This is a genomic window from Eubacterium sp. An3, assembly GCF_002159465.1.
Classification (GTDB): Bacteria; Bacillota; Clostridia; order Lachnospirales; family Lachnospiraceae; genus Anaerobutyricum; species Anaerobutyricum stercoris.
The window spans coordinates 57,012-83,432 of record NZ_NFIR01000007.1 but is presented as its reverse complement, the minus strand read 5'-3'; the positions used below and the strand labels follow the sequence as shown (position 1 = coordinate 83,432).

General features: G+C 48.0%; 25 protein-coding genes and 1 pseudogene. 4 read left to right on the top strand and 22 right to left on the bottom strand.

Annotation, left to right across the window (positions count from 1 at the left end; genetic code table 11):
* Nucleotides 1-81: 81 nt before the first annotated feature.
* Nucleotides 82-3,648, bottom strand: a complete 3,567-nt coding sequence (locus B5F87_RS08545; RefSeq protein ID WP_343215752.1) for a pyruvate carboxylase — start codon at nucleotides 3,646-3,648, stop codon at nucleotides 82-84.
* Between the two features lie 252 nt (nucleotides 3,649-3,900).
* On the opposite strand from B5F87_RS08545, the gene B5F87_RS08540 reads away from it, so the two are divergent.
* The gene (locus tag B5F87_RS08540) at nucleotides 3,901-4,608 is read left to right on the top strand and encodes a flavodoxin family protein (RefSeq protein ID WP_087279740.1); all 708 of its coding nucleotides are present in this window, start codon (nucleotides 3,901-3,903) and stop codon (nucleotides 4,606-4,608) included.
* A gap of 215 nt (nucleotides 4,609-4,823) precedes the next feature.
* Complete coding sequence (locus B5F87_RS08535; RefSeq protein ID WP_343215751.1) at nucleotides 4,824-5,180, top strand: metal-sensing transcriptional repressor; 357 nt, start codon at nucleotides 4,824-4,826, stop codon at nucleotides 5,178-5,180.
* Between the two features lie 41 nt (nucleotides 5,181-5,221).
* Here the strand turns inward: B5F87_RS08535 and B5F87_RS08530 are convergent, their stop codons facing one another.
* The 8 genes and pseudogenes from B5F87_RS08530 to B5F87_RS08500 form a co-directional block, all read right to left on the bottom strand.
* Nucleotides 5,222-6,436 carry an aminotransferase class I/II-fold pyridoxal phosphate-dependent enzyme gene (locus tag B5F87_RS08530; protein WP_343215750.1) on the bottom strand — a complete coding sequence of 405 codons (1,215 nt, stop codon included), beginning with the start codon at nucleotides 6,434-6,436 and terminating at the stop codon, nucleotides 5,222-5,224.
* 195 nt (nucleotides 6,437-6,631) lie between these two features.
* Nucleotides 6,632-6,787, bottom strand: a pseudogene (locus tag B5F87_RS21710) (aspartate aminotransferase); the annotation flags it as partial.
* 172 nt (nucleotides 6,788-6,959) lie between these two features.
* On the bottom strand, nucleotides 6,960-7,748 hold the full coding sequence (locus B5F87_RS08525; RefSeq protein WP_343215749.1) for an ATP-binding cassette domain-containing protein: 789 nt from the start codon (nucleotides 7,746-7,748) through the stop codon (nucleotides 6,960-6,962).
* 17 nt (nucleotides 7,749-7,765) lie between these two features.
* Nucleotides 7,766-8,524, bottom strand: coding sequence for an ABC transporter ATP-binding protein (locus B5F87_RS08520; protein WP_242964340.1), 759 nt, complete (start codon nucleotides 8,522-8,524; stop codon nucleotides 7,766-7,768).
* Nucleotides 8,525-8,688: 164 nt separating this feature from the next.
* Nucleotides 8,689-10,260, bottom strand: coding sequence for an ABC transporter substrate-binding protein (locus B5F87_RS08515; RefSeq protein WP_087279718.1), 1,572 nt, complete (start codon nucleotides 10,258-10,260; stop codon nucleotides 8,689-8,691).
* Between the two features lie 52 nt (nucleotides 10,261-10,312).
* The gene (gene nikC / locus B5F87_RS08510) at nucleotides 10,313-11,185 is read right to left on the bottom strand and encodes a nickel transporter permease (RefSeq protein WP_087279715.1); all 873 of its coding nucleotides are present in this window, start codon (nucleotides 11,183-11,185) and stop codon (nucleotides 10,313-10,315) included.
* The gene (locus B5F87_RS08505) at nucleotides 11,182-12,126 is read right to left on the bottom strand and encodes an ABC transporter permease (protein WP_087279714.1); all 945 of its coding nucleotides are present in this window, start codon (nucleotides 12,124-12,126) and stop codon (nucleotides 11,182-11,184) included. The genes nikC and B5F87_RS08505 overlap by 4 nt, the downstream gene beginning before the upstream one ends.
* Before the next feature lie 13 nt (nucleotides 12,127-12,139).
* Nucleotides 12,140-12,898, bottom strand: a complete 759-nt coding sequence (locus B5F87_RS08500) for a methyltransferase domain-containing protein (RefSeq protein WP_087279711.1) — start codon at nucleotides 12,896-12,898, stop codon at nucleotides 12,140-12,142.
* A 346-nt stretch (nucleotides 12,899-13,244) separates the two neighbouring features.
* On the opposite strand from B5F87_RS08500, the gene B5F87_RS08495 reads away from it, so the two are divergent.
* Together B5F87_RS08495 and B5F87_RS08490 are read left to right on the top strand one after the other, a co-directional pair.
* Nucleotides 13,245-13,454 carry a helix-turn-helix transcriptional regulator gene (locus tag B5F87_RS08495; RefSeq protein WP_087279709.1) on the top strand — a complete coding sequence of 70 codons (210 nt, stop codon included), beginning with the start codon at nucleotides 13,245-13,247 and terminating at the stop codon, nucleotides 13,452-13,454.
* On the top strand, nucleotides 13,451-13,894 hold the full coding sequence (locus B5F87_RS08490) for a hypothetical protein (RefSeq protein ID WP_087279706.1): 444 nt from the start codon (nucleotides 13,451-13,453) through the stop codon (nucleotides 13,892-13,894). Before B5F87_RS08495 ends, B5F87_RS08490 begins: the two co-directional genes overlap by 4 nt.
* A 102-nt stretch (nucleotides 13,895-13,996) precedes the next feature.
* Here the strand turns inward: B5F87_RS08490 and B5F87_RS08485 are convergent, their stop codons facing one another.
* The 13 genes from B5F87_RS08485 to hisD all read right to left on the bottom strand — a co-directional run bounded on the left by B5F87_RS08485 (nucleotide 13,997) and on the right by hisD (nucleotide 26,419).
* Nucleotides 13,997-14,614, bottom strand: coding sequence for a cytidylate kinase-like family protein (locus B5F87_RS08485; RefSeq protein WP_087279704.1), 618 nt, complete (start codon nucleotides 14,612-14,614; stop codon nucleotides 13,997-13,999).
* A 132-nt stretch (nucleotides 14,615-14,746) separates the two neighbouring features.
* Entirely contained in the window at nucleotides 14,747-15,682 is a 936-nt protein-coding gene (locus B5F87_RS08480; RefSeq protein WP_087279700.1) for a bifunctional riboflavin kinase/FAD synthetase, read from the bottom strand.
* A gap of 82 nt (nucleotides 15,683-15,764) precedes the next feature.
* A complete protein-coding gene (gene truB, locus B5F87_RS08475) occupies nucleotides 15,765-16,667 on the bottom strand; it encodes a tRNA pseudouridine(55) synthase TruB (RefSeq protein ID WP_087279697.1) in 903 nt (300 codons plus the stop codon).
* Nucleotides 16,664-17,662 (bottom strand): bifunctional oligoribonuclease/PAP phosphatase NrnA, encoded by a 999-nt coding sequence (locus B5F87_RS08470; RefSeq protein ID WP_343215748.1) that lies wholly within the window; start codon nucleotides 17,660-17,662, stop codon nucleotides 16,664-16,666. Before B5F87_RS08470 ends, truB begins: the two co-directional genes overlap by 4 nt.
* A gap of 2 nt (nucleotides 17,663-17,664) precedes the next feature.
* Nucleotides 17,665-18,054, bottom strand: a complete 390-nt coding sequence (gene rbfA, locus B5F87_RS08465; protein WP_087279694.1) for a 30S ribosome-binding factor RbfA — start codon at nucleotides 18,052-18,054, stop codon at nucleotides 17,665-17,667.
* Between the two features lie 29 nt (nucleotides 18,055-18,083).
* Nucleotides 18,084-20,687 (bottom strand): translation initiation factor IF-2, encoded by a 2,604-nt coding sequence (gene infB, locus B5F87_RS08460; RefSeq protein ID WP_087279691.1) that lies wholly within the window; start codon nucleotides 20,685-20,687, stop codon nucleotides 18,084-18,086.
* A gap of 3 nt (nucleotides 20,688-20,690) precedes the next feature.
* The gene (locus tag B5F87_RS08455; protein WP_087279689.1) at nucleotides 20,691-20,984 is read right to left on the bottom strand and encodes a ribosomal L7Ae/L30e/S12e/Gadd45 family protein; all 294 of its coding nucleotides are present in this window, start codon (nucleotides 20,982-20,984) and stop codon (nucleotides 20,691-20,693) included.
* Nucleotides 20,950-21,270, bottom strand: a complete 321-nt coding sequence (locus B5F87_RS08450; protein WP_087279686.1) for a YlxR family protein — start codon at nucleotides 21,268-21,270, stop codon at nucleotides 20,950-20,952. Before B5F87_RS08450 ends, B5F87_RS08455 begins: the two co-directional genes overlap by 35 nt.
* Nucleotides 21,271-21,293: 23 nt before the next feature.
* On the bottom strand, nucleotides 21,294-22,580 hold the full coding sequence (gene nusA, locus B5F87_RS08445) for a transcription termination factor NusA (protein ID WP_087279683.1): 1,287 nt from the start codon (nucleotides 22,578-22,580) through the stop codon (nucleotides 21,294-21,296).
* A 29-nt stretch (nucleotides 22,581-22,609) separates the two neighbouring features.
* Nucleotides 22,610-23,071 carry a ribosome maturation factor RimP gene (gene rimP, locus B5F87_RS08440; RefSeq protein WP_087279680.1) on the bottom strand — a complete coding sequence of 154 codons (462 nt, stop codon included), beginning with the start codon at nucleotides 23,069-23,071 and terminating at the stop codon, nucleotides 22,610-22,612.
* Nucleotides 23,072-23,217: 146 nt separating this feature from the next.
* Nucleotides 23,218-24,507 carry a bifunctional phosphoribosyl-AMP cyclohydrolase/phosphoribosyl-ATP diphosphatase HisIE gene (hisIE, locus tag B5F87_RS08435; RefSeq protein WP_087279678.1) on the bottom strand — a complete coding sequence of 430 codons (1,290 nt, stop codon included), beginning with the start codon at nucleotides 24,505-24,507 and terminating at the stop codon, nucleotides 23,218-23,220.
* A gap of 21 nt (nucleotides 24,508-24,528) precedes the next feature.
* On the bottom strand, nucleotides 24,529-25,119 hold the full coding sequence (hisB, locus tag B5F87_RS08430) for an imidazoleglycerol-phosphate dehydratase HisB (protein ID WP_087279675.1): 591 nt from the start codon (nucleotides 25,117-25,119) through the stop codon (nucleotides 24,529-24,531).
* Nucleotides 25,112-26,419 (bottom strand): histidinol dehydrogenase, encoded by a 1,308-nt coding sequence (gene hisD, locus B5F87_RS08425; RefSeq protein ID WP_087279671.1) that lies wholly within the window; start codon nucleotides 26,417-26,419, stop codon nucleotides 25,112-25,114. Before hisD ends, hisB begins: the two co-directional genes overlap by 8 nt.
* Nucleotides 26,420-26,421 lie beyond the last annotated feature (2 nt).

Genomic DNA, 26,421 nt, shown 5'->3' with positions numbered 1-26,421 from the left:
CGTCAAAACAGAGTAAGCGGCGGCAGTATAAAGCCTGCACGGTGTTTTATTGTTACCGTTCACGCAGTGAACAGCAACGGTTTACTGTCCCTTGTCTTCCACTTCAATATCAAAAGACACGGTCTTAAAATCATCCTCATACAGCGAGGCCAGATCCATCTCCGGCAGTTCCGGATGAGTCACATTTTTAAGCTCCTCCTCATCCAGAATAAAGGATACCAGCAGAGCGTCCTGATTGACCTCATCGCCCTCGGCGACATAAATCTTATCGACAATACCGGAAACTTTGGATGTGACTGTGGTTTCCATCTTCATGGCCTCAATAGTCATGAGCGGCATGTTCTTCTTCACCACATCGCCTTCCTTAATTCTGATATCACAGATGGTACCCGGCATAGACGCGCCCAGATGACCAGGGTTTCTCGGATCCATCTTCAGACGGCGGTCTGCCTTGACCTCAAAATGTTTATCCAGAACACGGGTCTCCCGGTAAAAGCCGTTGACTTCAAATTGCAGCGTCCGGTAACCCTTTTCATCTGGCTCGGACATCTGCACAAACTTAATCAGGATGTCATTACCCTCCTCAATCTGGATGACCGTCTCTTCGCCGGGACGAAGACCATAAAAGTAAATGTGACTCTCCAGTTTGGACACATCGTTGTACGCCTGGAAATGCTCGCAGTAATCCTCATACACCCTCGGATAAAGCGCGTAACTCAACACTTTCTGCTCCATCACTTCCGGTTTTTCCATGGTATCCATATAGTAGTTTTCCCGCAGAAATTCCGCGATCTTATCAAAATCCACATCCGGCAGCAGCGCACCCGGTCTTCCTTCAATTGGTTTCCGTCCTTTCAATACAATCCGCTGAAACTCTTCCGGAAAACCGTCTTCCGGCTGTCCCAGCATGCCCTGGAAATATTCCACCACTGAATCGGGATAAGAAAGCTCCCTGCCCTCTGTAAAAATATTTTCTTTGGTCAGATTGTTTCGCTGCATGAAGATGGCAAGGTCACCCACCACCTTGGAAGTCGGCGTTACCTTGATGATGTTGCCCAGCAGTTCATCCGCTTCTTTATATAATTTGCGGATTTCCTTAAAATTATTTACCACACCCATCTCTCTCAGCTGAGCGGTAAAATTGGAATACTGTCCGCCCGGCATTCCATACTGATAAATGGCTGTATCCGGTGCGTCCATACCACTTTCGAACACTTTATATACCTTTCGCTCATGGGCATAATATTCATCCAGCACCAAAAGTCCCTCCGGATCGATCTGCGTATCACGCTCTGTCCCCCGCAGCGCTTCCACCAGCGAATTCATGGACGGCTGACTGGTCATGGAACTCATGGAACCGATCGCACAATCCACGATATCCACGCCGGCCTCAGCTGCCATCAGATACGTGCCGATACCGTTGCCCGCCGTATCATGGGTATGCAGATGAATCGGCACATGTACCTCCTTTTTAAGCGCTTCCACCAGCTTCTTCGCAGCATACGGCTTCAGCAGCGAGGACATGTCCTTTATGGCAATACAATGACACCCCATCTGTTCCAGCTCCACCGCTTTCCGACAGTAATAATCGAGAGTATAGGTTGTCTCTTTCGGATCCATCATATCGCTGGCATAACAGATAGCCCCTTCCACGATCTTTCCTGTTTTGAGCGCCTCCTCCACCGGCAGCTTCATGTTTTCTGTCCAGTTCATGCTGTCAAAAATCCGGTACACATCCACGCCGTGATCGCTGGATACCTTGATAAACTTACGGATCACATTATCCGGATAGGTGCTGTATCCCACCACATTGGAAGCCCTCAGCAGCATCTGGATGAGCACGTTCGGCATACGTTCCCGAAGAATATCCAGCCTCTTCCACGGCGATTCTTTCAGAAAACGATAAGCTGTATCATAGGTGGCGCCGCCCCACGCTTCAATGGAAAATGCATCCTTTAAATACAGGTTTGTGGCTCTCGCCGCTCCCGCCACTTCTTTTGTACGCATCCGGGTCGCAAGCAGAGACTGCTGGGCGTCACGCATGGTCGTGTCCGTCACATATAATTTTTTACTTCTGTATACTTTCTGCGTGAATTCTCTGGCTCCCAGCCGCAGAAATTCATCTCTGGTTCCCCGAATCTCTTTTTCCGTATCAATGACCGGCACTCCCCGGTCTTCCAGATCCGGCTTCGGTCCCGGATTAACGTTGACCATCTTGTTGGCCAGGAACTCCAGAATCTTTGTGGTCCGGTCCAGTTTGCTGTGCATCTCAATCAGTTCCGGAGTCTCACTGATAAAAGTCGTATAACATTTTCCCTGACGAAATACTTCATGATTCAGCACATTGATAAGGAACGTCATGTTAGTCTGCACCCCGTGAATCCGGAACTCCTTCAGAGCACGAACCGACTTGCGGATAGCCCCTGCAAAAGTCCGGTCATGAGAAACAAGCTTTACAAGCAGGCTGTCATAATGAGCTGTGACCACCGCGCCGGTATAAGCCACGCCTCCATCCAGGCGGATTCCGTTGCCTGCACTGGAACGGTACAGGTCAATCTTTCCGTGATCCGGAAGAAAATGGTTGGACGGGTCTTCCGTGGTGATGCGCACCTGAATAGCGTGTCCAATGCTCTTCACCTCATTCTGAGAATAAATATGAATATCCGGACTGTTAAGCGGATATCCCTCCGCAATAAGAATCTGGCATACTACGATATCAATACCCGTGATCATCTCTGTCACCGTGTGCTCCACCTGAATCCGCGGATTCATCTCAATGAAATACGGATGCTCCTCCTCGTCTACCAGAAACTCCATAGTGCCCGCATTGGTGTAGCCTACCCTTCTCGCCAGCCGCTTAGCGCTGTCAAGAATCTTTTTTCGAATCTCCTCCGATATGGTCCATGCCGGAGCGAACTCGATAACCTTCTGGTTATTTTTCTGTACAGAACAATCTCTGTCATATAAATGTACGATATTGCCGTAATTATCTCCAAGAATCTGCACCTCGATGTGCTTTGGACGAAGAAGATATTTCTCCAGAAATAGTTTGGACTCACCAAAAGCTCTTTTTGACTCATTTTCTGATTTTGCAAAAGCTTCTTCCATATCCTCTCTGCGTTCCACAATGCGCATACCACGGCCGCCGCCGCCGTTGGATGCCTTAAGCATCACAGGATAACCGATGCGGTCTGCCTCTGCCATGGCCGCTTCCGCATCCGGCAGAATATAATCGCTCCCGCTGATTATTGGTACATTACTGTCATATGCCGCCTGCTTCGCCGAAAGTTTGTCTCCCATAATATTCATGGCTTCTACTGTAGGCCCGATAAAAACAATGCCATTCTTGCGGCATGCCTCGGCAAAAGCCGGATATTCGGAAAGGAATCCGTAGCCCGGATGGATGGCGTCTGCCTTTTTCTCCCGGGCTATGCGGATAATAGTCGGAATATCCAGATAAGCATCCACCGGACCCTTATCCGGGTCCAGAGGGTACGCTTCATCCGCTTTGGAGCGGAAAAGCGCATACCGGTCTTCTTTGGAATACACAGCGATCGAGCTGATTCCCAGCTCTTCAAGGGCACGGAAAATGCGAATCGCGATCTCACCGCGGTTCGCCACCAGTACCTTTTTAAACTTATGTACCATTACATGCATATAGTTGCGTACCTCCTCACTTGCCCTGTTTATTGAATTCTTTTACTCTCCATCCTTCATAATGACAAAAAAGTATCCCCTGTGTTTTTCCAGTATATATAAAAATACACAGAAACACAAGGCATATTCATATTTTTTTCATATACATTTCCAGCAATTCATGATATAATTTTTCACAAACTATGAGATTCGGAAATATCATGCCACATAATTACCTTTTTATGGCTGGAAAGGATGAATACTATGAAGGTATTATTGATAAACGGAAGTCCTCACCCGAAGGGCTGCACGTGGAGAGCGCTTCTTGAAGTTGAGAAGACTTTGCATATGGAAGAAATAGAGACAGAATGGCTTCACATCGGTCTTGACGCCATCCGCGGATGCATGGGCTGCGGCATGTGTCGTAAAAACAAGCTCGGCAAATGTATTTTTGGCGAAGACGCTGTCAATGTCGCCATCGCCAAAATGGAAAGCTGCGATGGACTGATCGTTGGTTCCCCGGTGCACTATGCTTCTGCTGCCGGAGGCATCACATCTTTTCTGGACCGGATGTTCTATTCAAGCGGAGGTTTCCCGTACAAACCGGGCGCCGCTGTGGCCAGCTGCCGCCGGGGAGGTTCCATCGCCGCCCTTGACCAGCTTAATAAATATTTCACTATCAGCAATATGCCTCTGGTTCCATCAGCCTACTGGAACATTGTTTTCGGCAATACACCGCAGGAGGTGGAGCAGGACAAGGAAGGCATGATGGTCATGCGCACCCTCGGACGGAACATGGCCTGGATGCTCAAGGCTTTCGAGGCGGGACGTCAGACCGGTCTCACAACTCCTCTTCCGGAGAAAAAGGTCCGCACCAACTTTATCCGGAAGCTGGAATCAGACCAGAAAGACTTCGCACCATACTTTACTTCTTATAACAAAGTCGATAAAAGATTTCAAGAAGAGGATTAAGTGTACATAACTCCGGGCAGAGGCCTGCCGTCGCTGCATTGCGGCAGGCCTCTGCCCGGAATCTTTGTATCCGGATCTCTTTCATAACACGATCAAATCCCGTCGTCTTTCTTGACAAACTTTTTTCTTTTTCCGTATAATAAATACATCTGGTAAACACATCTGGAGGTGAATCTATGAACGACAGACCAGAATCTCTGTCCAAAGCAGAAAAGATACATAGTTCCGGCAGCGGACACACCCATAACGGCGCATCCGGTCACTCCCACGGACATTCTCACGAAAACGTACAAAACCTTTCCCACGGGCATACCCACACGGAGACCAAAGCGGTCGTCAATCGGCTGTCCCGGGCCATCGGCCATCTGGAGTCGGTAAAACGAATGGTAGAAAACGGACAGGACTGTTCCGATGTTTTGATTCAGCTTGCCGCCGTGCGTTCTGCTCTGACCAATACGGGAAAGATCATCTTAAAGGATCATCTTGATCACTGTATTGTCGATGCTGTTGAACATAATGACATGGAGTCATTGGAGCAGTTCAAAAAAGCTATTGAACAATTTATAAAATAAATACAAGACGGACCGTTCTGATCTTGAACAGTCCGTCTTTTTTATTGATGATAATATTGGAAGAAATCCGCCATTTTTTCCACAGATTCTTTCAAAACTTCAATCCGCGGCAGAAATACAACCCGGAAATGATCCGGCTGCTTCCAGTTGAATCCTCCGCCATGAATCAGAAGAATTTTCTTATCTCTCAGCAGATCCAGGGCAAATTTCTCGTCATCGACAATATTGAACTTTTTCACATCAATTTTCGGGAAAATGTAGAAAGCCGCCTTTGGTTTCACCGCGCTGATTCCCGGAATGTCTGTGAGCGCTTTGTAGATAAAATCTCTCTGCTCCCGGATTCTTCCGCCCGGAACCACGTAGCTTTTCACACTCTGATGGCCTCCCAGCGCCGTCTGTACGATGGACTGGGCCGGTACATTGGAACACAGCCGCATGTTTGACAGCATCTTGATACCTTCCACATAATCTTTCGCCATATCTTTGTTACCGCTCAGAATCATCCATCCAATACGGAAACCGGCGATCATATGAGATTTGGACAGTCCGCTGTAAGTAACGCAGAACAGATCCGGCGCCATGGAGGCGATAGAAATATGTTCCTCCCCGTCCATGACCAGACGGTCGTAGATCTCATCTGAGAAAATGATCAGCTGATATTCTCTGGCAATATCCACGATCTGCTGCAGCACTTCTTTCGGGTACAGCGCACCAGTCGGATTGTTCGGATTGATAATGACGATTGCCTTCGTGCGGTCTGTGATTTTCTTTCTGATGTCCGCCATATCCGGATACCAGTCTGACTGCTCATCGCAGATATAATGCACCGCCGTCCCTCCTGCAAGAGTTGCGCATGCAGTCCACAGCGGATAATCCGGAGACGGGATCAGAATCTCATCGCCATCATCCAGCAGCGCAGACATGCAGATATTAATCAGCTCACTGACGCCGTTTCCAGTGTAAATATCATCCATTCCCACATTGGGGATCTGTTTGAGCTGTGCATACTGCATAATGGCCTTTCTCGCAGAAAACAAACCGTTTGCCGGCGAATATCCTTCACATTCTGTGAGCTGGCGGCGCATATCGTAAATGACTTCATCCGGCGTCCGAAACCCAAACGGCGCCGGATTACCGATATTCAGCTTCAGAATCTGCGTCCCGGCTTCTTCCATTCTGGCAGCCTCATCCACCACCGGTCCTCGCACATCATATAATACATTGTTCAATTTTGAAGATTTTCTGAACTCTCTCATTGGTCTGTCTCCTGAACTTCCTGCTTTTTTTATCTCTCCAGCGCCGTCTGTCACCGGGAAAACACTTTTTGCAGCGCTTCCGCCTGCCTGTATCTCTCCTGCCGGATGCACGGCTCGGGTATTGGCGTCCTGCGCACCGGCAGCTTCATCTGCCGGTGCATCGGAAGCCTTGTTTCCGTTTCTCAGCCATTCTTCATCAACGCCGAGCACCTCCGCCAGACAATGAAGAATGTCAGTACGCGGTATATTTTTACCGCTCACGTACTGACTGATATGGCTTTTTCCAAGCTTCACGCCCTGTTCGGCTGCCGCACGGATAATGTCAATCTGTTTTTTTCCCTTCTCATCCATGGCCTGTTTTAACCGGTCTGCGAAAGTTTCCTTTGCCATTTTTGTTCCTCCTGATAAAAGTTCAATTTAATATGCCTATTTTCTTATGTGACGCCTCAAAACGTTTTTCGGTTCAATCTCAATTGAAGGCATTATATCACAGGAACAGCAAGAGTTCAATATATTTTTTCATTTACAAAACAGCGTCAATCAGCTGTCTGGTATATTCTTTCCGGGGATTGCCGATTACGGCATCCGGCTCGCCCTCTTCCACAATTTTTCCATCGTGCATGACAAGAATGCGGCTGCAGAATTTATGGACAAGGGCCAGATCATGACAGATAAACAGATAGGATAATCCATAGGTTTTTTTTACGCCGGAAAGCAGCTCCATGATTTTTTTCTGCACTGTCATATCCAGAGCACTGGTCGCCTCGTCAAAAACAATAATTTTCGGCCGAATAGCCAGAGCTCGGGCAATAGCCGCTCTCTGGCACTGACCTCCGCTGACTTGCCGCGGATACTTTGCTGCGAATTCTTCCGGCAATTCACAGCTTTGAAGAAGTTTTTTCACTTCCGTCCGCACTTCCTTACGCGTCATACCATTATTCTTTAAACTTTCTCCAATACTGTACCCCAATGTCTTTCTTGGATCAAAAGAATCAGCCGGAGACTGAAACACCATCTGTATTTTTTTGTATATCATTCTCAGATCTCTGCCTTTTTTATCTGTGATCTCTTCTCCGTCCAGCACAATGCTTCCGGACGATATCGGAATCAGTCCGGCGACCGCTCTTGCCACCGTACTTTTTCCCGATCCTGATTCTCCCACAATTCCCAGTATCTCATCAGGATACAAACAAAAATTCACGGAATCCACCGCCGCAAATTTTTTTCTCTCCTTTTTTTCAGAAAACCGCGTTCCCTCTCTTTTTTCAAACTGCACTGTGAGATTTTTTACTTCCAGCAGGGGGTTCATCATTTCCTCCGTTCTACTTTTTACTTTGCCGGCCGGTTCCACTTTTCCGTTCCGCTGTTTTTCCGTATCCTTGGTACGGCGGCCAGTAATTCTTTTGTATAAGCATTCTCAGGGCTGCGGAGCACCTGATCTGCCGAACCGTATTCCACAGCTTTTCCCTCATGAAGCACAAGTATCGTATCCGCCATGGCAGATACGATACCGATATTGTGGGTCACAAGAACAATAGCGGTACGATACATGTTCCGAAGCTGCAGGAATTCTTCCACCACCTTTTTCTGAGCGATCACATCCAGCGCGCTGGTCGGCTCATCCGCCATCAGAACTGAAGGCTGCAGCAGCATCGCCATGGCGATGCCCACACGCTGATTCATTCCTCCTGATAATTCAAAAGGATAACTGGAAAGAATTTCCTTCCCGCGCTTTAATCCAAATTTATCAAAAAGATCCAAAGCCTGCGCTTTTATTTTTTCCCTGGAGATTTTTTTATGTGCAGCCACACTCTCAACAATCTGATCTTCTATCGTTCGAATAGGACAGAGAGCGGCTCTGGTATCCTGAAAAATCATTCCGATTTCGCTTCCTCTGAACTTTCGCATTTCTTTTTCTTTCAGGAGCGAGAGATCCTGTCCATGAAGACAGATCGTTCCTCCGGCGACTGTTCCCCCGTTTCCCAGAATTCCGAGAGCCGCCCGGATTATCGTACTTTTTCCGCTTCCCGATTCTCCCACAATTCCCAGAATCTCTCCTGGCTTCACCAAAAAACTGACATCTGACAAAACCGTTTTTTCTCCGTAACATACGGAAACATCATTGTAAGACAGAACAGGCGCTTCGTCGCTCTCCTTTCCGTAAAGACAAGAAGAATTCCCGATATGCTCCGTCTTTTTTTCTGCGCATGATTTCCGGCCTTTATGAAACATTTTTATCAACTTCTTTTTTATCATTCTATATCCAAATCAACTGTAATCTCATAATAATCACACGGGTGAGCCGTAAGTCCTGTCACATTTGCCTTGGAGATCATACTCATTCGCAAATGCGAACAGAAGACATAGGCATTATCATCAAGAATCACCTTCTGCATCTGTATGGCAAGTTCCGCTCTTTTATCCGCATCAAAAGTTTTTGCCATCTCCTGCGCCAACTCTTCCAGCCGGTCGCTGTGATAATGCCCGTCATTATTACTGGAGCTGTCAAGGCAGTGATACTTGAAAAAATATTCCGGATCTCCGGTCGGGGCGGTGACCATGGCGCTGACATAGATGTCCCAGGCGTCGCTGTCCGTCCGGATGCGATTGTGATCCGCTGTATTGTTGATTTCAACCTGAAATCCTATTTCTCCCAGAGTGGCCTGTGCTGATTCTGCCAAGAGCGGCTGTTCCTGACGGCTGGGATACGTCAGCCAGCGCAGTACGAGCGACGTCCCGTCTTTCTCGCGGATGCCATCTCCATCTGTATCAACCCATCCCGCTTCCTCTAATACCTGTTTTGCTCCTTCCGGATCATAACTTTCCGCAGAAACCACATCGCCGCCAAATGAAACATTGTCCGGGTAAACCCCTGCCGCCGGATAACCGTTTCCACCCAGGAGCGTCTCCACAAATCCTTCTTTATCGATTCCCATGGCAATCGCCTTTCTCACGGCAGGATCGCTGGTTACAGGGCTTTCAAAATTCATGGCTCCAAAAAATACACGGCTGGTCTCACAGCTGGTAAAGGTATAATTATCATTTTCAAAAAGCGGGTAGCTTGCGTAAGGCATACCGTACGCCGCATCAATCTCACCTGACTGAAGCGCCATGGTCAGAGTATCTCCGTCTGATATTGTCCGCACAGTGATCTTGTCAATCTTTGGCTCACCATTCCAGTAGTTTTCATTTTTTACCAGTTCCATTTCCGAATCTGTCGTAAGAGAGACAGCACGGTACGGGCCTGTCCCCTGCACGATTCCCTCTTCCGTCACGCCTGCCTGCACATCATAAATACAACCGTAAGGATCTGCGAGATAATTGATAAGAGCCGGAACCGGGATACTGGTGCGGATAGTCAGAGTCATATCCTCAGCAGTAATCTCAGCAATAGAAAGATTTTCCGCCGCGCGCGGATGATTTTTTACCAGGTCTTCCAGACACTCTTTTACCGCTTCTGCATCCATGACGCGACCGCTTGTAAAACTGATTCCTTCTCTCAAAACAATCTTCCAGGTATATTCATCCACATTTTCACAGGATTCCGCCAGCCATGGTTCCATTTCCATTTCGTCATTAAAACGGAACAAGGTTTCTCCCACTCCATATCTGATACATGCCCATCCGCTGTTATCATTATGAGGGTTAATGTCCGGTTCCCCGTTTTCCGCATTAAATGTAGTATCTCCGAAAACAAATGTTTTCTGTCCTTCTTCGTCTCCGGAACTTCCCGTCTCATCGGATCTCTGCTGACTGCCGCATCCGGTTATACCGACGATCAGCAGAACAAGGATCAGCAGACCGCTCATTATTTTTTTCTTCATTGTAATCTCCCTCCTACTATCTCCTTTGTCTGTGCCTTTTTCAGCAGAATCATTATGAATTTTTCACTGTCTCCCGTCTGTTCCGGGGATCCATATAATCCCGCAGAGTATCTCCCAGCAGGTTAAACAGCGCCACCGATATGAAGATTCCTATTCCCGGCGTCAATACAACCCAAGGATAAGTTTGCAGCATGCTTCTCCCTTCACTCATCATACTTCCCCATTCCGCCGTGGGCGGCTTTGCTCCAAGCCCCAGGAAGGAGAGCGCCGCGATCTCCATCATCATGGTTCCGATATCCAGCATGGCAGTCACAAGAATCTGTCCCATTATATTTGGCAAAATGTGCCTCAGAATCATCTGAACCGGCGTATTTCCCGCCAGACGTGCTGCCTGTATATAATCAGACTGTTTCACTGCCAACGTCTGGCTTCTGGACAATCTGGCATATTTAGGCCAGCTCACCGCCGCCAGAGCTATGACTGCATTTTCTACTCCTCCATTCAGAACCGCCGCTATGGCCAAGGCAAATATCAGCCCCGGAAAAGCCAGACAAATATCAGAAATCCGCATAACAACGGCATCCAGCTTACCGCCGGCATAACCGGCTGCTACCCCAATCAGGGAACCGGCTGCTGTAATCACCGCCACGAGAATCAGCGCAGAGAAAATACTGATGTGAGCTCCCACCAGCACCCGGGAAAGCATATCTCTTCCATATCGGTCCGTGCCAAATAGATGCGCCGGTCCCGGCGGTTCCAGCGCAATAGCAAAATTCTGCTGCGCCGGATCATAAGGACAGAGTTTCTCCGAAAATAACGCCAGCAGCAAAAGAAGCGCGACCAGAACAGAAAATATGATCAATCTTTGTTTTATACGATTCTTTCCTGACCGCTTTCTTAATCTATTTTTCACTCTTTCTATCATCTTCTCTCACCTTCCAGACGAATTCGCGGATCGATCAAACGATAGATCACATCTGTAGCAAGATTGACTATCACATAGATCATTGCCATCCAGACCACATATGCCTGAATTACAGGATAATCCCGCATATTGATGGCGTCCACTGCCAGTTTTCCCACGCCGTCCCACATAAAAATGGATTCCACGATGGCTGTTCCTCCCAGAAGGCTCCCTATGGAAAGTGCCATCAGAGTGAGAATCGTCACCAGACAAGAGCGCAGTACACTTTTCCATAACGTAGCTGAAAACTCAATACCCCTGGCTTTCTCTCCGGCAACATATTCTTTTCCCAATTCTTCGAGAACCGCCGCCCGTATCTGACGCAGATATCGGGCGGACATGGCAATTCCCAGCGTGAGAGTCGGCAGCACAATACTTTTGAGATTGATTCCTTCCGAAATGACCGGAAAAACCGGCAGACGAATCGACAAAAAATACATCAGAAGCAGCGCCACAAAGAAATTAGGCAGACTACTGCCAATAAAACTGCTCGTCCGAATCAGGTAATCTGTAAATTTATTTTGTCTGACAGCTGCCAAAATCCCAAGAGGAAGTGAAATGATCACTGTAAGAAGCATTGACGACCCCGTCAGGAATAAAGTGGCGGGCAGTTTGGAAACAAAAGTGGAAAACACATCATTTCCCGAAATATAGCTGACCCCCAAATCTCCTGTGAGAAATCCTCCCAGCCAGCGCACATATTGAATCAAAAAGGGCTGATTGAGACCAAGTTCCTCTCTTCTGGCATCAATGACCTCCTGGGACAATGCGATTCCTGTGGCATCGACCTGCTGCAATATTGCATCGCTGCCGGCAATTCTCATCATGGCGAAAGATAAAAATGTGATTCCTAATACAATAGGAATTAAGAGCAGCAATCTTTTGAATATGTATCTCTTCATTTCTTTTTCCTGTTTATTTTGCTTTCACCGCTTTGATCCGGAATACCGGATATGGCGTGCAGAACTGGTCATCGTGCAGAAACAGCCGCTTTCCGATGGCGGCGTCCGTCTCCACCTGAGCAAAGCCCAGATGTTTTAGTTGAAAGACATCCCAGTCCGGACGTTTCCAAGCGCTGATCGGCAGCATGCCGTATATCTCCATGCAGTCATCCATCTGTCCACGGGAAAGCATGGCGTGAGCCTTCTCTCCTTCCAGTCCGCGGCTGAAATGATACCGGGCATGTTCGGCGTCATAATTAATCAGAATACCGCCCGGCTTCAATACCCTCATCCATTCCTCATAGGCCTTCGCCGGATGCGGCAGCGTCCAGGTGAGATTCCGGCTCACAATCACATCAAAAGTATCGTCAGGAAAATCCGGCTTCTCCGCATCCATCTGCAGAAACTCCACAGAAAGATCATATTTTTCTGCCAGTTCCCGTCCCTCAAGAATCATATTTTCTGTCAGATCGATGCCGGTCACCCGATGACCGTTCTCCGCCAGCAGAAACGAAAAAAATCCGCAGCCACAACCCACATCCAGTATCCGCAGGCTGTCACCCTGCGGCAGATGAGACAGCAGTTCCTGCTCCCAGACCTCATGCTGCCCGCTTTTTAATTCCGCCTCCCGCTGGACGCGAAAACTGTCGGCTCTCCCGTTCCAGTATTCTTTGACTCTGCCCTTTACAAGAGCCGTCTCTTTCCATCTATTTCTTTCCGGACGAATTGCCATCCTGTCATCACCTCTCGTTTTCTTTTATTAATTCATGCCTGACGTTATCTCCCACAAAAAAATACCTTTATGCAGAGACAAATCTATCTATTATCACATTAACCCTTTACTATAATAAAGAACCCCCGCCGTCTCCACAAGCCGGGGTGGGGGATATTTTTCTGTTTTTCCGGATGTTTTTTCGAAACACGGAATTTTTCCTTCCTCCTTTCAAAAAATGTAAAAGAAACTTGTCATTTTATATTTCATATGCTATACTAAAAATGTAAAGAAAACTTGTCATTTTGCACTTTGCGCCAACCATGGCCGCAACCTGAAGAAACTTTAGCAAAAAGGCGGTGATTGTTTGGAAAACCGGGTAGAACAGCTCCGAAAGGAGCGGGGACTGAATCAGGAAGAATTTGCAAGGATGCTAAAAGTATCCCGGCAGACCATCAGCTCCATTGAGCGCGGAAAATACAACCCGTCGCTGGATCTGGCGTTTGCCATCGCTGATTTTTTTGAACTGACTATCGAGGAGATTTTTATCAGGGAGAAAGGGGTTGTGAAATCATGAAAAGAAGTCATCTTATCTACGGAATTGTTTATACGTGTATCGGCGTCGCATTTCTGCTTCTGGCTCTGTTTACGGAGTACCGGCTGGAGAGTCTTTTCTGGGGTCTGGCCGGTGGTATAGGATTTTCCGGAATCCAGATGATCGTCCGGTATGTTTACTGGAGCGCGCCAGGCCGGCGGGAGATCTATGCGCAGCGCATGGAACAGGAGCGGATTGAACTGCACGATGAACTGAAAGAAAAAATCCGGGATAAGTCCGGCAGATATGCCTATATTCTGGGATTTATCATCATCACCTGCGCCATGTTCGTCTTTTCCATCCTAGGTCTTCTGGATGTCATTGAAAATGCAGAGATTTTCGTGGCATTTTTGGGAATATACTGGATCATTCAGCTCGTTTCCGGAAGACTGTTTTTCCGGCGGCTGATGAAGAAATATTAATTCTGACAACATTAATTCTGACAACGAATATTCAAAAGCAACAACAATGCCCGGTTCTTGCGTTCGAACCGGGCGTCGCTTTCATTTATGGCATCTGTTTATTCAATTGCCTTCTTTTATGTCCACAGCGGTCTTGATGAGTTCCACCGTACCGTCAATGCCGAGAATGCTGCTGTCAACAGTCAGATCATAACTCTGTAAATCTCCCCATTTGCGGGAAGTATAATAGTTATAGTAGCTGGCACGCTGCTTGTCAATCTTAACCGCTTCATCCTTAGCCTTCTCCAGCGGAACATTATATTGCTCGTTGATCCGGTGCTTTTTGAAGGACATCGGCGCATGAATGAACACATTCAGCTTGTTAGCATAATCCTTGAGAGCATAATCCGCACAGCGGCCGACAATCACGCACGGCCCCTTGTCTGCCACCTTTTTGATGGCGTCGAAGGCTGCCAGAAACACCTTCTGGTTAAGCGGCATGTCAAAGGAGGCTGCGTTATAGCCCAGCGCATAGGGATCCATAACCAGAGAATACAGAAAACTGGTAGTTGGCTTCTCATCGTAATTCTCAAACATCTCCTCACAGATGCCGCTTTCTCTGGCAGCAACTTTTAAAAGTTCCTTGTCATAGAAAGGAATGTCATAATACCCTGCAAGTTTCTGGCCAATCTCTCTTCCTCCGCTTCCATACTGTCTCCCAATTGTGATAATCGTATTCATAACATCACTCCTTTTTATGTCGTCCGGTTTTATCCGGAATTGCAGTTGATGATTCAAGAATATTATACCACAACATGACGAACTTGGATATATTTTTATCTGTTTTTTTGAGCATATTGAACAGCACCAGCGTCAAAACGCCGGATGCTCCTCTGCATATTGCACGGCGGCAGCCACATCTATTTCTATCCGTGCCCGCAGTTCATCCAGGGAGGCAAACTGCATCTCCGGACGGCGGTAGTGAAGGAGCTCCACCTTGATGGTTTTTCCATATATATCTCCGTCAAAATCCACAATATTGGTTTCCACATCTTTGGCGGCATGTTCTTCCACCGTCGGTTTTACTCCCACATTAGTGATGCCGTAGTGGCAGCCTTCTTCCCCGCTGATATAAATACGGGAAATATAGACGCCGTTTGGTGGCATCAGTTTATTTTTATCTGCTTTCTGATTAGCCGTTGGAATCTGGATAGTGCGTCCCAGCGCCTTTCCATGAACAACTTCGCCGATGACTGCGTACGGTCTTCCCAGAAGCCTTGCGGCTTCTTCCATCTCTCCTTTTTCCAGATGCGCGCGAACTCTTGTGCTGCTGACATCTTTATGCTCCATCTGAAGCTTCTCTATGACGATCAGCTCATAGCCGTATTTAGGCGCCAGCTCTTTTAACAGGCCGACATCACCGGATCGTTTTTTCCCAAAACGGAAATCTTTTCCGACTACCACCTTTTTTGCACCGGCTCTTCCCACCAGAATATCCCGGACAAATTCCTCCGGTGTCTGCGCAGCAAATTCCTTTGTAAAAGGATGCTCAATAAGAATGTCAATCTGCATCTCTTCCAGAAGCAGACGCCTTTCTTCTTTTGTGTAAATCTGCTGATAGGATTGGTCGCCGCTCAAAGCAGAACGAGGAGGCATATCAAAGGTAAATACCACACTTTTCAGTCCCTCTGCCTTTTGTTTTTTTATTTCTTCAAATAAAAGCTGATGCCCCCGGTGCAGTCCCTCAAACTTTCCCAGAGCCACCGCTGTATCTTCCAGTTGAAAATCCGGGTCTTTAATGTATTCCATGTCTCTTTCTCCTGATGATAATTTTATCCGTCAATAACACCCGAGTACTGCCTCGGCCGGATCTGAAGATATCCGCACTATATTACGGCATATCAAAAAACAGTTTGTCGGGATGCAATATATCGGATTGCGCTGCTTTCCTGTAAATACCGATAAAATGTCCTTCTTTGTCATATACCCGGTACATACCGGACGCATCGCCCTCCGTTACTGTGCAGGCGTTCCACGGAAGCGGGTTGCCATTATAGAGCTTCTTTTCCGCTTTTGCCGATACGGTCACTGCCGGATAGTCTGCGAAAACAGAATCTATGGAACGAATGTGCTCAAAAAGCGTTCCGGAATCCCGCAAAGATTCCACCTGCTTGAGCGTCAGCGCATCATTTATATCAAAAAACGCCACCTGTGTCCGTGTAAGAGCCGCCATACAGCCACCGCAGCCGGCTTTTTCCCCGATATCCCTGCAGAGACTCCGAATATAAGTCCCCTTGGAACAACGTACAGAAAATGTTACGTACGGAAGACAAACCTCCTGAATATCAATAGAATGGACAGTGACCCGACAGGGTTTTCGTTCAATGACAACACCCTCTCTTGCCAGCTCATAAAGCTTTTTTCCCCGCACTTTTTTAGCGGAGTACATAGGTGGAATCTGTTCGTACTCTCCCACAAAAGAAGAAATGATTTCTCTGACAGATTCTTCATCAATCTTCACCGGTTTTTCTTCCAGAACAGTTCCCGAGGTATCTTCTGTATCAGTGGTCACGCCCAGGCGCAGCGTTGCCTGATACGTTTTATCCCAGTCCCCTATTTTATCACAAAGGCGGGTAGCTTTTCCAAGACATACCGGCAGAACACCCTCTGCATCCGGATCAAGAGTTCCCGTATGTCCGATTTTTTTCTGATGCAGAATACCCCGGAGCTTTGCCACCACATCATGTGAGGTAAAGCCCTTCTCTTTCTTTATGTTCAAAATACCGTTTATCATACATCTTTTCCCTGTTCGAGCTGCTGATCGATCAGCGGAGAAATGCTGTTTACAATATCACGTACATTTCCTTCCACAGTACAGCCGGCTGCTTTCACATGGCCTCCGCCGCCAAATTGTTCCGCAATCTTTCTAACATCAACTTTTCCGTTAGAACGGAGGCTGACCTTAAACTGTCCTTCTGTCTTTTCGTATAGAAACAGGGCGCATTCCACTCCTTCTGTCACCCGAAGCTGATCGATAACTCCATCCAGATCTCCACTCTCAATACCGTAAAAGTCCATATCTTTTTTCTTTATGGCTGAAAAAATAATACGGCCATCCAGAAGAAGGATGCTCTCCATCAGAGCACGTCCCAGAATCTGATTCTGAATGTATGTCTTTTTATAAAAAGTCTCGTCGATAATAAAATCCGGACGCACTCCTTTGTCAATCAATGCTCCCGCAATTTCCATAACTTTTCTGGTAGTGTTGCTGTGTTTAAATACCCCTGTGTCATGCACGATGCCCAGATACAGGCACTGTGCCGTGTCAAAAGAAATCTTTTTTTCCTCAAGAATATCATACAGAATCTCACAGGTAGAAGAAGCGTCGGCATCAATAAACCGCAAATCACCAAATCCCTGATTACTGATGTGATGATCCACGCATATGGTGAATCGGGCTTCTTCAAAAAGTTCCTGAAATGCGCCGAGGCGTTCCTTGTCTGAACAATCCAGCGAAAAATAGAGATCGTAAGGCTCTTCCTCCGTTTTTTCCTGCATAATATGATCTGCATACGCTAAAAAACGGAACTTTTCACTGATTGGTTCCAAAAGAATATCCACCTTTTTTTTCGGATCCAGATCAAGAATATAAGCGCAAAGTCCAAGGCAGGCGCCGACGCAGTCGCCATCCGGGTTGATGTGCCCGGAAATAGCGATGCGTTCTGCCTCTTTGATCTTGCGGTGAAAGAGACTCACCGCCTGCCTGGTTATTTTTTTATTGGAAGTCACAGTCAGGCCTCCTCCCCATTTGCTTTCTCTCTCTCATGCATCTCTGCGTTGATCATGTCGATTTTTTTCGACATATTTACTCCATACGCGATGGATTGATCCAGAATAAACCGGATATCCGGCGTATTGCGCAGATTAATGCTGTGGGCCAGCTCCCTTTTGATATACCCGTGGGCATTTTTCAGTCCCTCCAGTGTACTCTCCTGCTCCTCTTCGGAGCCAAGAACGCTGATATACGCCTTGCAGGTCTTTAAATCAGGAGCCACCTCTACGGCAACGACCGTTGTCATGGCAGAGATGCGGGGATCTTTGATTTCCCTTGAAATAATGCGGCTCAGTTCCCGCAATACCTCGGAGTTTATCCGGGTATTTTTTACACTGTTTTTTCTCATATTTCAATATCTCCTGTCAGTTTTCTTTTTTATCTCGGAACTTCCTCCATCACAAAGGCTTCAACCTGGTCGCCTTCTTTGACATCGTTGTATTTTTCAAATACAAGACCACATTCGAATCCTGATTTTACTTCTTTCACATCGTCCTTAAAACGTTTTAAAGATGCAAGAGTTCCTTCGTAGATTACAATGCCGTCCCGGACAATTCGGGTCTGGGAGCTTCTTGTAATCTCTCCGTCTGTCACATAACAACCGGCGATAGTTCCTACGCCGGAAGCTTTATAAATCTGGCGGACTTCCAGATGTCCGGTCACTTTCTCTCGGAATACCGGATCCAGCATACCTTTCATAGCCGCCTCAATATCTTCAATAGCGTTGTAGATAACACGATACAGACGCATGTCGACTTTTTCTCTCTCCGCTACGGATTTAGCCATGGCATCCGGGCGGACATTAAAACCGATGATAATGGCGTTGGACGCAGAAGCAAGCGTTACGTCAGACTCATTGATCGCGCCGACGCCGCCATGGATCACCTTAATCATAACCTCCTCATTGGAAAGCTTGGTGAGGCTCTGTTTCACTGCTTCCACGGAGCCCTGTACATCTGCTTTCACAACAAGATTCAGCTCTTTTACATTACCGGCCTGAATCTGATCAAACAGGTCATCCAGAGACAGCTTGCTCTTCGTTTCCTCCAGCATCTTCTCTCTGCTGTATGCCACAAAAGCTTCTGCCGTAGTACGGGCTTCTTTCTCATTGTCATGAGCCATCATGACCTCGCCGGAAAATGGCACATCGTTTAATCCGAGAATCTCCACAGGTACGGATGGGCCTGCAGATTTCACCCGGTTTCCTTTATCATCCAGCATCGCACGGACACGTCCGTAGGCGTGACCAATATTGATGCAGTCTCCTACGCGCAGAGTACCTTTCTGAATCAGGATGGTCGCCACCGGACCGCGTCCTTTATCAAGTTTCGCCTCGATAACAAGCCCCCTTGCCTTTCGGTTCGGATTGGCTTTCAGCTCCATCACTTCCGCTGTCAGAGAAATCATTTCCAGAAGTTCCTGAATACCTTCACCGGTCTTTGCGGATACCGGAACAAATACGGTGCTGCCGCCCCAGTCCTCGGCGATCAGACCATACTCGGTGAGCTCCTGTTTTACTCTTTCTACGTTGGCGCCTTCTTTATCGATCTTGTTGACAGCCACGATAACCTCGACCTCTGCGGCTTTCGCATGGTTGATGGCCTCAACGGTCTGCGGCATCACGCCGTCGTCAGCCGCTACCACGAGAACGGCGATATCTGTCGCCTGTGCTCCACGAAGACGCATGGAAGTGAACGCCTCATGTCCCGGCGTATCCAGGAAGGTGATTTTCTCATCGTTGATGTTTACCACGTAAGCACCGATATGCTGGGTGATTCCTCCGGCCTCGCCCTCAGTCACGTGGGTGGAACGAATGGCATCCAGCAGTGAAGTTTTACCGTGGTCAACGTGACCCATAACGCAGACAACCGGCGGACGGCCCACCAGAGTGCTCTCATCGTCCTCTTCCTCTTTGAGAAGCTCCTCGATCACATCCACCTGTACCTCTTCCTCAGCGATACAGTTGTACTCCAGAGCAATCTCCGCCGCCTCGTCAAAAGTAAACTCGGTATTGATAGTAACCATCTGTCCTGCCAGGAACAGCTTCTTAATGATTACCGCAGGGGTTACTTTACATGCCTCAGCCAGCTCTTTTAATGAAACCGGGTTCGGCAGGGTAATATTACGGATAACCTCTTCCTTTGGCTCCTCCTGTTTTACCGGCTGCTGGATCACAGGCTGTTTGCCTTTATTTTTATTCCGTTTCTGGTTATTGTTATTATTAAAGTTATTATTCCGGTTATTATTCCGGCGGTTGTTGCGGCCGCCGCGTGAATCTCTAGAATCTTCATTCCTGTTCTGATTCTCCCGACTGTGTTCTCTGTTAATGTCGTGACGGTTTTCTTTCCCGTTTCTTGTTTCCTTTGCATTGATTGGCGTATCTCCGCCCAGCATGGATTTATTGCGGTTTTTTCTGTCGTTATTCCGGCGATTTCCGTCACCGCCACGGTTATTCTGGCTGCGACCGCCGTCATTACCCCGACCGCCCTGATTGCGGCCGCCATCGCGGTTTCCGCGATTACCTTCGTTATTCCGGTTATTATTGCGGTTGTCATTACCACGGCCATTGCGGTTTACGTCGCCGCGGTTATCCCGGCCGCCGTCCTGACGGCGATTGCCGCTGCGATTATTTCTGTCGCCGCGATTGTCATTTTTTCCGTCACCGCGATTGTCCCGGCCGCTGCGGTTTCCATCATTATTTCTTCCGTTATCATTATTGCGGCCGCCGCGGTTTTGCTGCGGTTTTTCCTTCGCTTCCTCTCTGCGTTTTCCATGTTCTGCCACGGTCTTCTCCTGTGCCGGAGCAGCTTTTTTCTCCGCGCCGGACGGCTGGAAGACTCCCTTTAATTTTGAAACATTTTCCTCTGTAACTGTGCTCATATGGCTCTGTACTTCTACTCCCTGCTGCTTTAATGCAGCAATGACTTCTTTACTGCTTTTATTATATAACTTTGCTACTTCATGTACTCTCATTTTTGGCATCCGCTACACCTCCATATTTAGATTAATTTTTTTCAACACTGCCTTTGCAAAACCTTCATCTAAGATACAGATGGAAGCCCTGTATGCTTTCCCGATCCAATGCCCTAATTCCTCTTTTGTGCCAAAGACCACAAGGGGTACTTTGTAATAATCACACATATTTTTAAACATTTTTTTCGTATTGTCGGAGGCATCTTCCGCCACAATCACCAGCCGCCCGCGGCCGGACTTCACAGCTTTTTCTGTTGAAAACTCGCCGCTCTCAATCCTGCCGGCCCTCGCGGCCATTCCCAGCATGGATAATACTCTGTCTCTCTGTGTCAAATTGCTTCAACTCCTCCTCTAAACGATGATAGATTTCTTCTGGAATGGCAATTTTCAGGGAACGTTCCAGTCCTTTTGAACGCTTTGCTTTCTGAAGACACCCGGTGGAAAAACAAAGATAAGCCCCACGGCCGTTTGTCTTGCCATTCACATCAAGGAGAACTTCGTTTTCCGGCGTTTTAATAACGCGTATCAATTCTTTTTTCGGCTTCATTTCCCGACAGCCCACACACTGTCTTAACGGTATCTTTTTTCCCATACTCTGTCACCAGTCAGTCATTCTTATTCTTCGAACTTCTTTTCTTCAGACTCATTGTCCGCAGCGGTCTCGTCGTAATCCTCGTCGCCGTACTCGTCGCTGTCAGCTTCGTCATACCCGTCGTCCGCATACTCATCACTGTCTGCATCATAATTGTCATCAGCGTAATCGTCTGCGCCGTCGTAGTTCTCTGCGCCGTCAGCGGCTTCATCTGCGTACTCATCAGAATCATCCATATCGTCAAAGGAATCGTCAAAATCCAGCTCTTCCTGCAGCTCGGCTGCCTGACTCTCGCTCTTGATATCGATCTTGTATCCAGTCAGCTTCGCAGCCAGACGGGCGTTCTGTCCCTCTTTACCGATGGCAAGGGAAAGCTGATAATCCGGAACAACCACGCGGGCGCTCTTCTCCTCTGTATCAACGTCCACAGAAACAACGTTAGAAGGGCTTAACGCATTTTCAATCAGAACAGCCGGATCATCGCTCCATGTGATAATATCGATCTTCTCGCCCTTTAAGTCGTTGACGATGGCATTGACACGGGCGCCGTTGATACCAACGCAGGCACCGACCGGATCCACATTCGGGTCGTTGGACGCCACCGCGATCTTAGTACGTGAGCCGGCCTCCCTGGCTATGCTCTTAATCTCCACAGTTCCGTCATAAACTTCTGCAACCTCTTTTTCAAAGAGACGTTTTACCAGTTCCGGATGCGTTCTTGACACAAGAATCTTCGGTCCTTTGTTAGTATCCTTTACCTCTATAATATATAACTTAATCCGGTCTGTCGGATGGAAGACCTCACCTTTCACCTGCTCTTTCTCGGTGAGCACGGCGTCAGTCTTGTCATCCAGACTGATGCAGATGTTCTTTCCATTATACCGCTGTACCACACCGGTCACGATATCTTTCTCTTTATGGGAGAAATGTTCAAAAAGGACTCTCCGCTCTTCTTCTTTGATCTTCTGGACAATAACGCTTCTGGCGTGCTGGGCAGCAATACGTCCGAAATTCTTCGGAGTCACCTCGATGTTTACCACATCTCCCAGATCATAATGGAAATCCCTCATCTTTGCGTCTTCAAGACTGATCTCTGTGGCCGGATCTTCCACTTCTTCCACAACTGTCTTCTCCACGAAAACAGAAATATCTCCGGTTTCTCTGTCCATATTGACCTTCACGATGGCATTTTTTCCAAAGTCTCTGTTACAGGCTGCCACCAGCGAATCCTCGATTGCCTGCATGATCACTTCTTTTTCGATATTTTTCTCTTTCTGTAACTGATTAAGAGCATCGATTAATTCACTCATTTTGTCGTATCCTCCTGCTATACGTATCGTCAGAAATCAATGGCCAGACGTATGGCCGCAATATCACTTCTGTTTATAACCACATCCCCGCCGTCCGTGGCAAGGGTCACTGTCTCTTCCGTAAAATCCTTGAGAATCCCCTCGAATTCTTTCTGTTTATCAACGGCTTTGTACAGCTTACATTCCACCTTTTCTCCCAGACTCCGTCTGAAATCTTTATCTTTCTTAAGCTGTCTGCCCAGTCCCGGAGAGCTTACTTCCAGAATATACGGGTCTTTGATAAAGTCCTCCTCATCCAGTTTCTGCTCCAGTGCACGGCTGATGAGTACACAGTCATCAATAGTAATGCCGCCTTCCTTGTCTGCATAGACCCGCAGATACCAGTTGGCGCCTTCCTTTACATATTCTACATCGACAAGCTCAAAATCATTCTCATCAATGATCGGCGCCGCCAATTCTTCTGCTCTTGCAACAATCTCTGTTCTTTTCATGTTGATCTCACCTCTTTCCACACAAACAATAAGAGTGGGCCTGTGCCCACTCTTATCATCTACCGTTATCCTCTATACTATAACACCGATATTTTGATTAAGCAAGTATTTTTTTCTATTATTTGCCTGCATCCGTAATTTGTGACTTAATGTCTTTGCGCCAGCTCATCTGTAATATCCTTCCATGTGACGCCCCTGTCCGCCATGAGTACCATCATATGATAAAGAAAATCACAGATCTCGTATTTCAATTCTTCGGCGTCCGGATTCTTGGATGCGATCACAATCTCCGTCGCTTCCTCTCCGACCTTTTTAAGAATCTTGTCGATTCCCTTGTCAAACAGGTAGTTGGTGTAAGATCCTTCCTTCGGATGCTCTTTCCGGTCCAGGATCGTGGCAAACACATCCTCGAAGACAGCCAGCGGATTGCGGTCGTCATATTCCTTCCGGACAAGTTCTTTAAAGAAACAGGTACGGCTGCCTGTATGGCAGGCTGCCCCAATCTGCGCCACCTTCGCCAGAATCGTATCATTGTCGCAGTCAAGCGTCAGTGATTTCACATACTGATAGTGACCGGAGGTGTCGCCTTTGGTCCAAAGCTCCTGCCGGCTGCGGCTGTAGTAAGTCATCTTGCCGGTGGCAATGGTCTTCTCAAAGGATTCCTTTGTCATGTAAGCAAGCATCAGCACCTCTCCGGTTTTATAGTCCTGGGTGATGACTGGAATCATGCCGTCACTGTTTAATTTAAAGTCCTCAAAAGCAATGGCCGTCTCAAAGGTGTTAACCGGGAGCTTTTGTGTTTTCAAATATTGTTTTATCTCCATGAAATCCGATACCTTCTCCGGGCATCCCAGCACCACTCCCGACGCCATGCTCATTTTCAGCAGATCCGCCGTAACAACAGCATCCACAGTCTCAGCCATGATAAAGACCGGCACGTCAAGCTTTACTTTCAGGAAATCCGCTGCCTGGACATAACTGCTGTCCATAAAGTCTCCGGCCAGTACGATACCGCCGAAGCCTTCCTCTTCCACCGCTTTTCTGGAGCGGAGCAGACAAGATTCCATATCCGGCGAATTACCCATCTCCAGATACAGATAGATTCTGTCAGCCCCGAACCGGTCGGAAGCTTCCTTCACCGCGTCAAGATTATCTTCGCTTTCTGTCTTTATGAACACTCTCTTCGCACCGGCGTAGATCATTTTCTTCACGTCCTCAAAACGTTTCACTTTCGCACAGACATTCAGCGGGATATCGGCGCTGCGGCAGATGGCCTGCATGATTTTTATGTCTTCTTCTTTTCCTTCTTCAAAGGACTGCGCGTCATAATAATACAGTTCATCGGCGCCGCAATTGTCAAAGTACCGGGCTGTTTCTTCTGTCTGCTCCGGACTGGCGTCCGCCGGCATCCGTGCAATCAATTTAATATATTCCATCGTACATTTCCTCCGTATCAATTAAAGGGAACCTTTCGTGGACAGCACATCAGTGATCCGGCTGTCATAGGACACCGCCTCATCAAGAGCCTTGGCGAAAGCCTTGAAAGCCGCTTCCATGATGTGGTGGTTGTTCACCCCGTGCATCAGTTTCAAGTGCAGATTCATGGCAGCGCTGTAAGACACCGCATAGAAAAACTCCCGCACCATCTCTGTGTCAAATCCGCCGACCTTTTCCACTGTAAACGGCAGGTCGCAGACCAGATACGGCCGTCCGGACAGATCCACCGCAGAGAGCACCAGCGTCTCATCCATGGGCAGAAGGAAATTACCGTAGCGGCGGATGCCCTTCTTATCTCCGGCAGCCTCCGCGATGGCCTGGCCCAGCACGATGCCGGTATCCTCGATGGTGTGATGGCAGTCCACTTCCAGATCTCCCTCCACATGACAGGTCAGGTCAAAAAAACCATGGCGGGCAAAACTGTTCAGCATATGGTCAAAAAATCCGATGCCCGTATGGATATCTGCCTGTCCGCTGCCATCCAGATTCAGATCCATGACGATCTTTGTCTCTTTGGTTATTCTCTCAATATGCGCCCGTCTCTCACTCATTGCCCTCTTCCTCCTCAAAACGAACAGCGATGGAATTGGCGTGAGCCGTCAGATGTTCCGCCTTGGCAAATGTTTCGATATCTTTGTGGATTGGCTGGAGCGCTTCCTTTGAATAGTAAATGATACTTGATTTCTTGATGAAATCGTCCACGCTCAACGGGGAGAAGAACTTCGCCGTGCCGTTGGTCGGCAGCACGTGATTCGGCCCCGCAAAGTAATCGCCCAGCGGCTCGGAGCTGTAAGAGCCAAGGAAGATGGCTCCCGCATTGCGGATTTTTGTCATCACTTCAAACGGATTGGCTGTGACGATCTCCAGATGTTCGGAGGCAATGTTGTTGGTCACCTCAATGGCCTCTTCCATGGTGTCCGCCACCAGCATGTAGCCGAAATTATCCAGAGACTTCCGGATGATGTCTGCCCGGGACAGAGTCTGTAAGAATCCTTCAATCTCTTTTTCCACCTGAGCGGCCAGTTCTTCGCTGGTGGTCACCAGTATGGCGCTGGCCAGCTCGTCATGCTCCGCCTGGGAAAGCAAATCCGCCGCCACAAAACGTGGGTTGGCAGTCTCATCGGCAAGTACCAGAATCTCACTTGGTCCCGCGATGGAATCAATACTCACATGACCGTACACAGCTTTCTTGGCAAGAGCCACGTAAATGTTTCCAGGTCCCACGATCTTGTCCACTTTGGCGATGGATTCCGTGCCGTAAGCCAGAGCCGCGATGGCCTGAGCGCCTCCTACCTTATATACGTGGGTCGCTCCCGCCTCGTGAGCCGCCACCAGTGTCGCCGGCGTCACTTCACCGTTCTTGTCCGGCGGCGTCACCATGACGATCTTCTCCACGCCTGCCACCTGGGCCGGCACGATATTCATAAGAACCGAAGACGGATACGCCGCTTTTCCGCCAGGCACATACACGCCCACGGAAGCCAGAGCCGTTACCTTTTGTCCGAGGATCGTTCCGTCCGGTTTGGAATCAAACCAGCTGTACTGTTTCTGTTTCTCATGATATTCACGGATGTTGGCGAGGGATTTGCGAATGACTCCTACCAGCTCGTCGCCCACCTTTTCATAAGCGGCGGCGATCTCCTCCTCCGTCACCTGCAAAGTCTCCGGCGTCAGCCTGCAGCCGTCAAACTTCTCCGTGTAGCCGAACAGCGCTTCGTCCCCCTTCGCCTTCACAGCGTCAAGAATCTCCTGCACACTGTCCGCGTAGGAGTCGTACTGATTGGGACTTCTTTTGAGCAGGTCGCTCAATATATTTTCCGTCGTCTGCTTATCTATCTTTACAACTCGCATTG

Bases quoted from the DNA above. Each gene is read 5' to 3' on its own strand.
- truB (WP_087279697.1), bottom strand. From the start codon at position 16,667: ATGATAAACGGTATTTTGAACATAAAGAAAGAGAAGGGCTTTACCTCA.
- B5F87_RS08500 (WP_087279711.1), bottom strand. From the start codon at position 12,898: ATGGCAATTCGTCCGGAAAGAAATAGATGGAAAGAGACGGCTCTTGTA.
- B5F87_RS08480 (WP_087279700.1), bottom strand. From the start codon at position 15,682: ATGGAATACATTAAAGACCCGGATTTTCAACTGGAAGATACAGCGGTG.
- B5F87_RS08530 (WP_343215750.1), bottom strand. From the start codon at position 6,436: ATGAGAGAGTTCAGAAAATCTTCAAAATTGAACAATGTATTATATGAT.
- B5F87_RS08485 (WP_087279704.1), bottom strand. From the start codon at position 14,614: ATGAATACGATTATCACAATTGGGAGACAGTATGGAAGCGGAGGAAGA.
- hisD (WP_087279671.1), bottom strand. From the start codon at position 26,419: ATGCGAGTTGTAAAGATAGATAAGCAGACGACGGAAAATATATTGAGC.
- rimP (WP_087279680.1), bottom strand. From the start codon at position 23,071: ATGAAAAGAACAGAGATTGTTGCAAGAGCAGAAGAATTGGCGGCGCCG.
- nikC (WP_087279715.1), bottom strand. From the start codon at position 11,185: ATGATAGAAAGAGTGAAAAATAGATTAAGAAAGCGGTCAGGAAAGAAT.
- nusA (WP_087279683.1), bottom strand. From the start codon at position 22,580: ATGAGTGAATTAATCGATGCTCTTAATCAGTTACAGAAAGAGAAAAAT.
- B5F87_RS08450 (WP_087279686.1), bottom strand. From the start codon at position 21,270: ATGGGAAAAAAGATACCGTTAAGACAGTGTGTGGGCTGTCGGGAAATG.
- B5F87_RS08505 (WP_087279714.1), bottom strand. From the start codon at position 12,126: ATGAAGAGATACATATTCAAAAGATTGCTGCTCTTAATTCCTATTGTA.
- B5F87_RS08525 (WP_343215749.1), bottom strand. From the start codon at position 7,748: ATGATGAACCCCCTGCTGGAAGTAAAAAATCTCACAGTGCAGTTTGAA.
- hisB (WP_087279675.1), bottom strand. From the start codon at position 25,119: ATGAGTGAGAGACGGGCGCATATTGAGAGAATAACCAAAGAGACAAAG.
- rbfA (WP_087279694.1), bottom strand. From the start codon at position 18,054: ATGAGAAAAAACAGTGTAAAAAATACCCGGATAAACTCCGAGGTATTG.
- infB (WP_087279691.1), bottom strand. From the start codon at position 20,687: ATGCCAAAAATGAGAGTACATGAAGTAGCAAAGTTATATAATAAAAGC.
- B5F87_RS08545 (WP_343215752.1), bottom strand. From the start codon at position 3,648: ATGGTACATAAGTTTAAAAAGGTACTGGTGGCGAACCGCGGTGAGATC.
- hisIE (WP_087279678.1), bottom strand. From the start codon at position 24,507: ATGGAATATATTAAATTGATTGCACGGATGCCGGCGGACGCCAGTCCG.
- B5F87_RS08515 (WP_087279718.1), bottom strand. From the start codon at position 10,260: ATGAAGAAAAAAATAATGAGCGGTCTGCTGATCCTTGTTCTGCTGATC.
- B5F87_RS08540 (WP_087279740.1), top strand. From the start codon at position 3,901: ATGAAGGTATTATTGATAAACGGAAGTCCTCACCCGAAGGGCTGCACG.
- B5F87_RS08490 (WP_087279706.1), top strand. From the start codon at position 13,451: ATGAAAAGAAGTCATCTTATCTACGGAATTGTTTATACGTGTATCGGC.
- B5F87_RS08455 (WP_087279689.1), bottom strand. From the start codon at position 20,984: ATGCTGGGAATGGCCGCGAGGGCCGGCAGGATTGAGAGCGGCGAGTTT.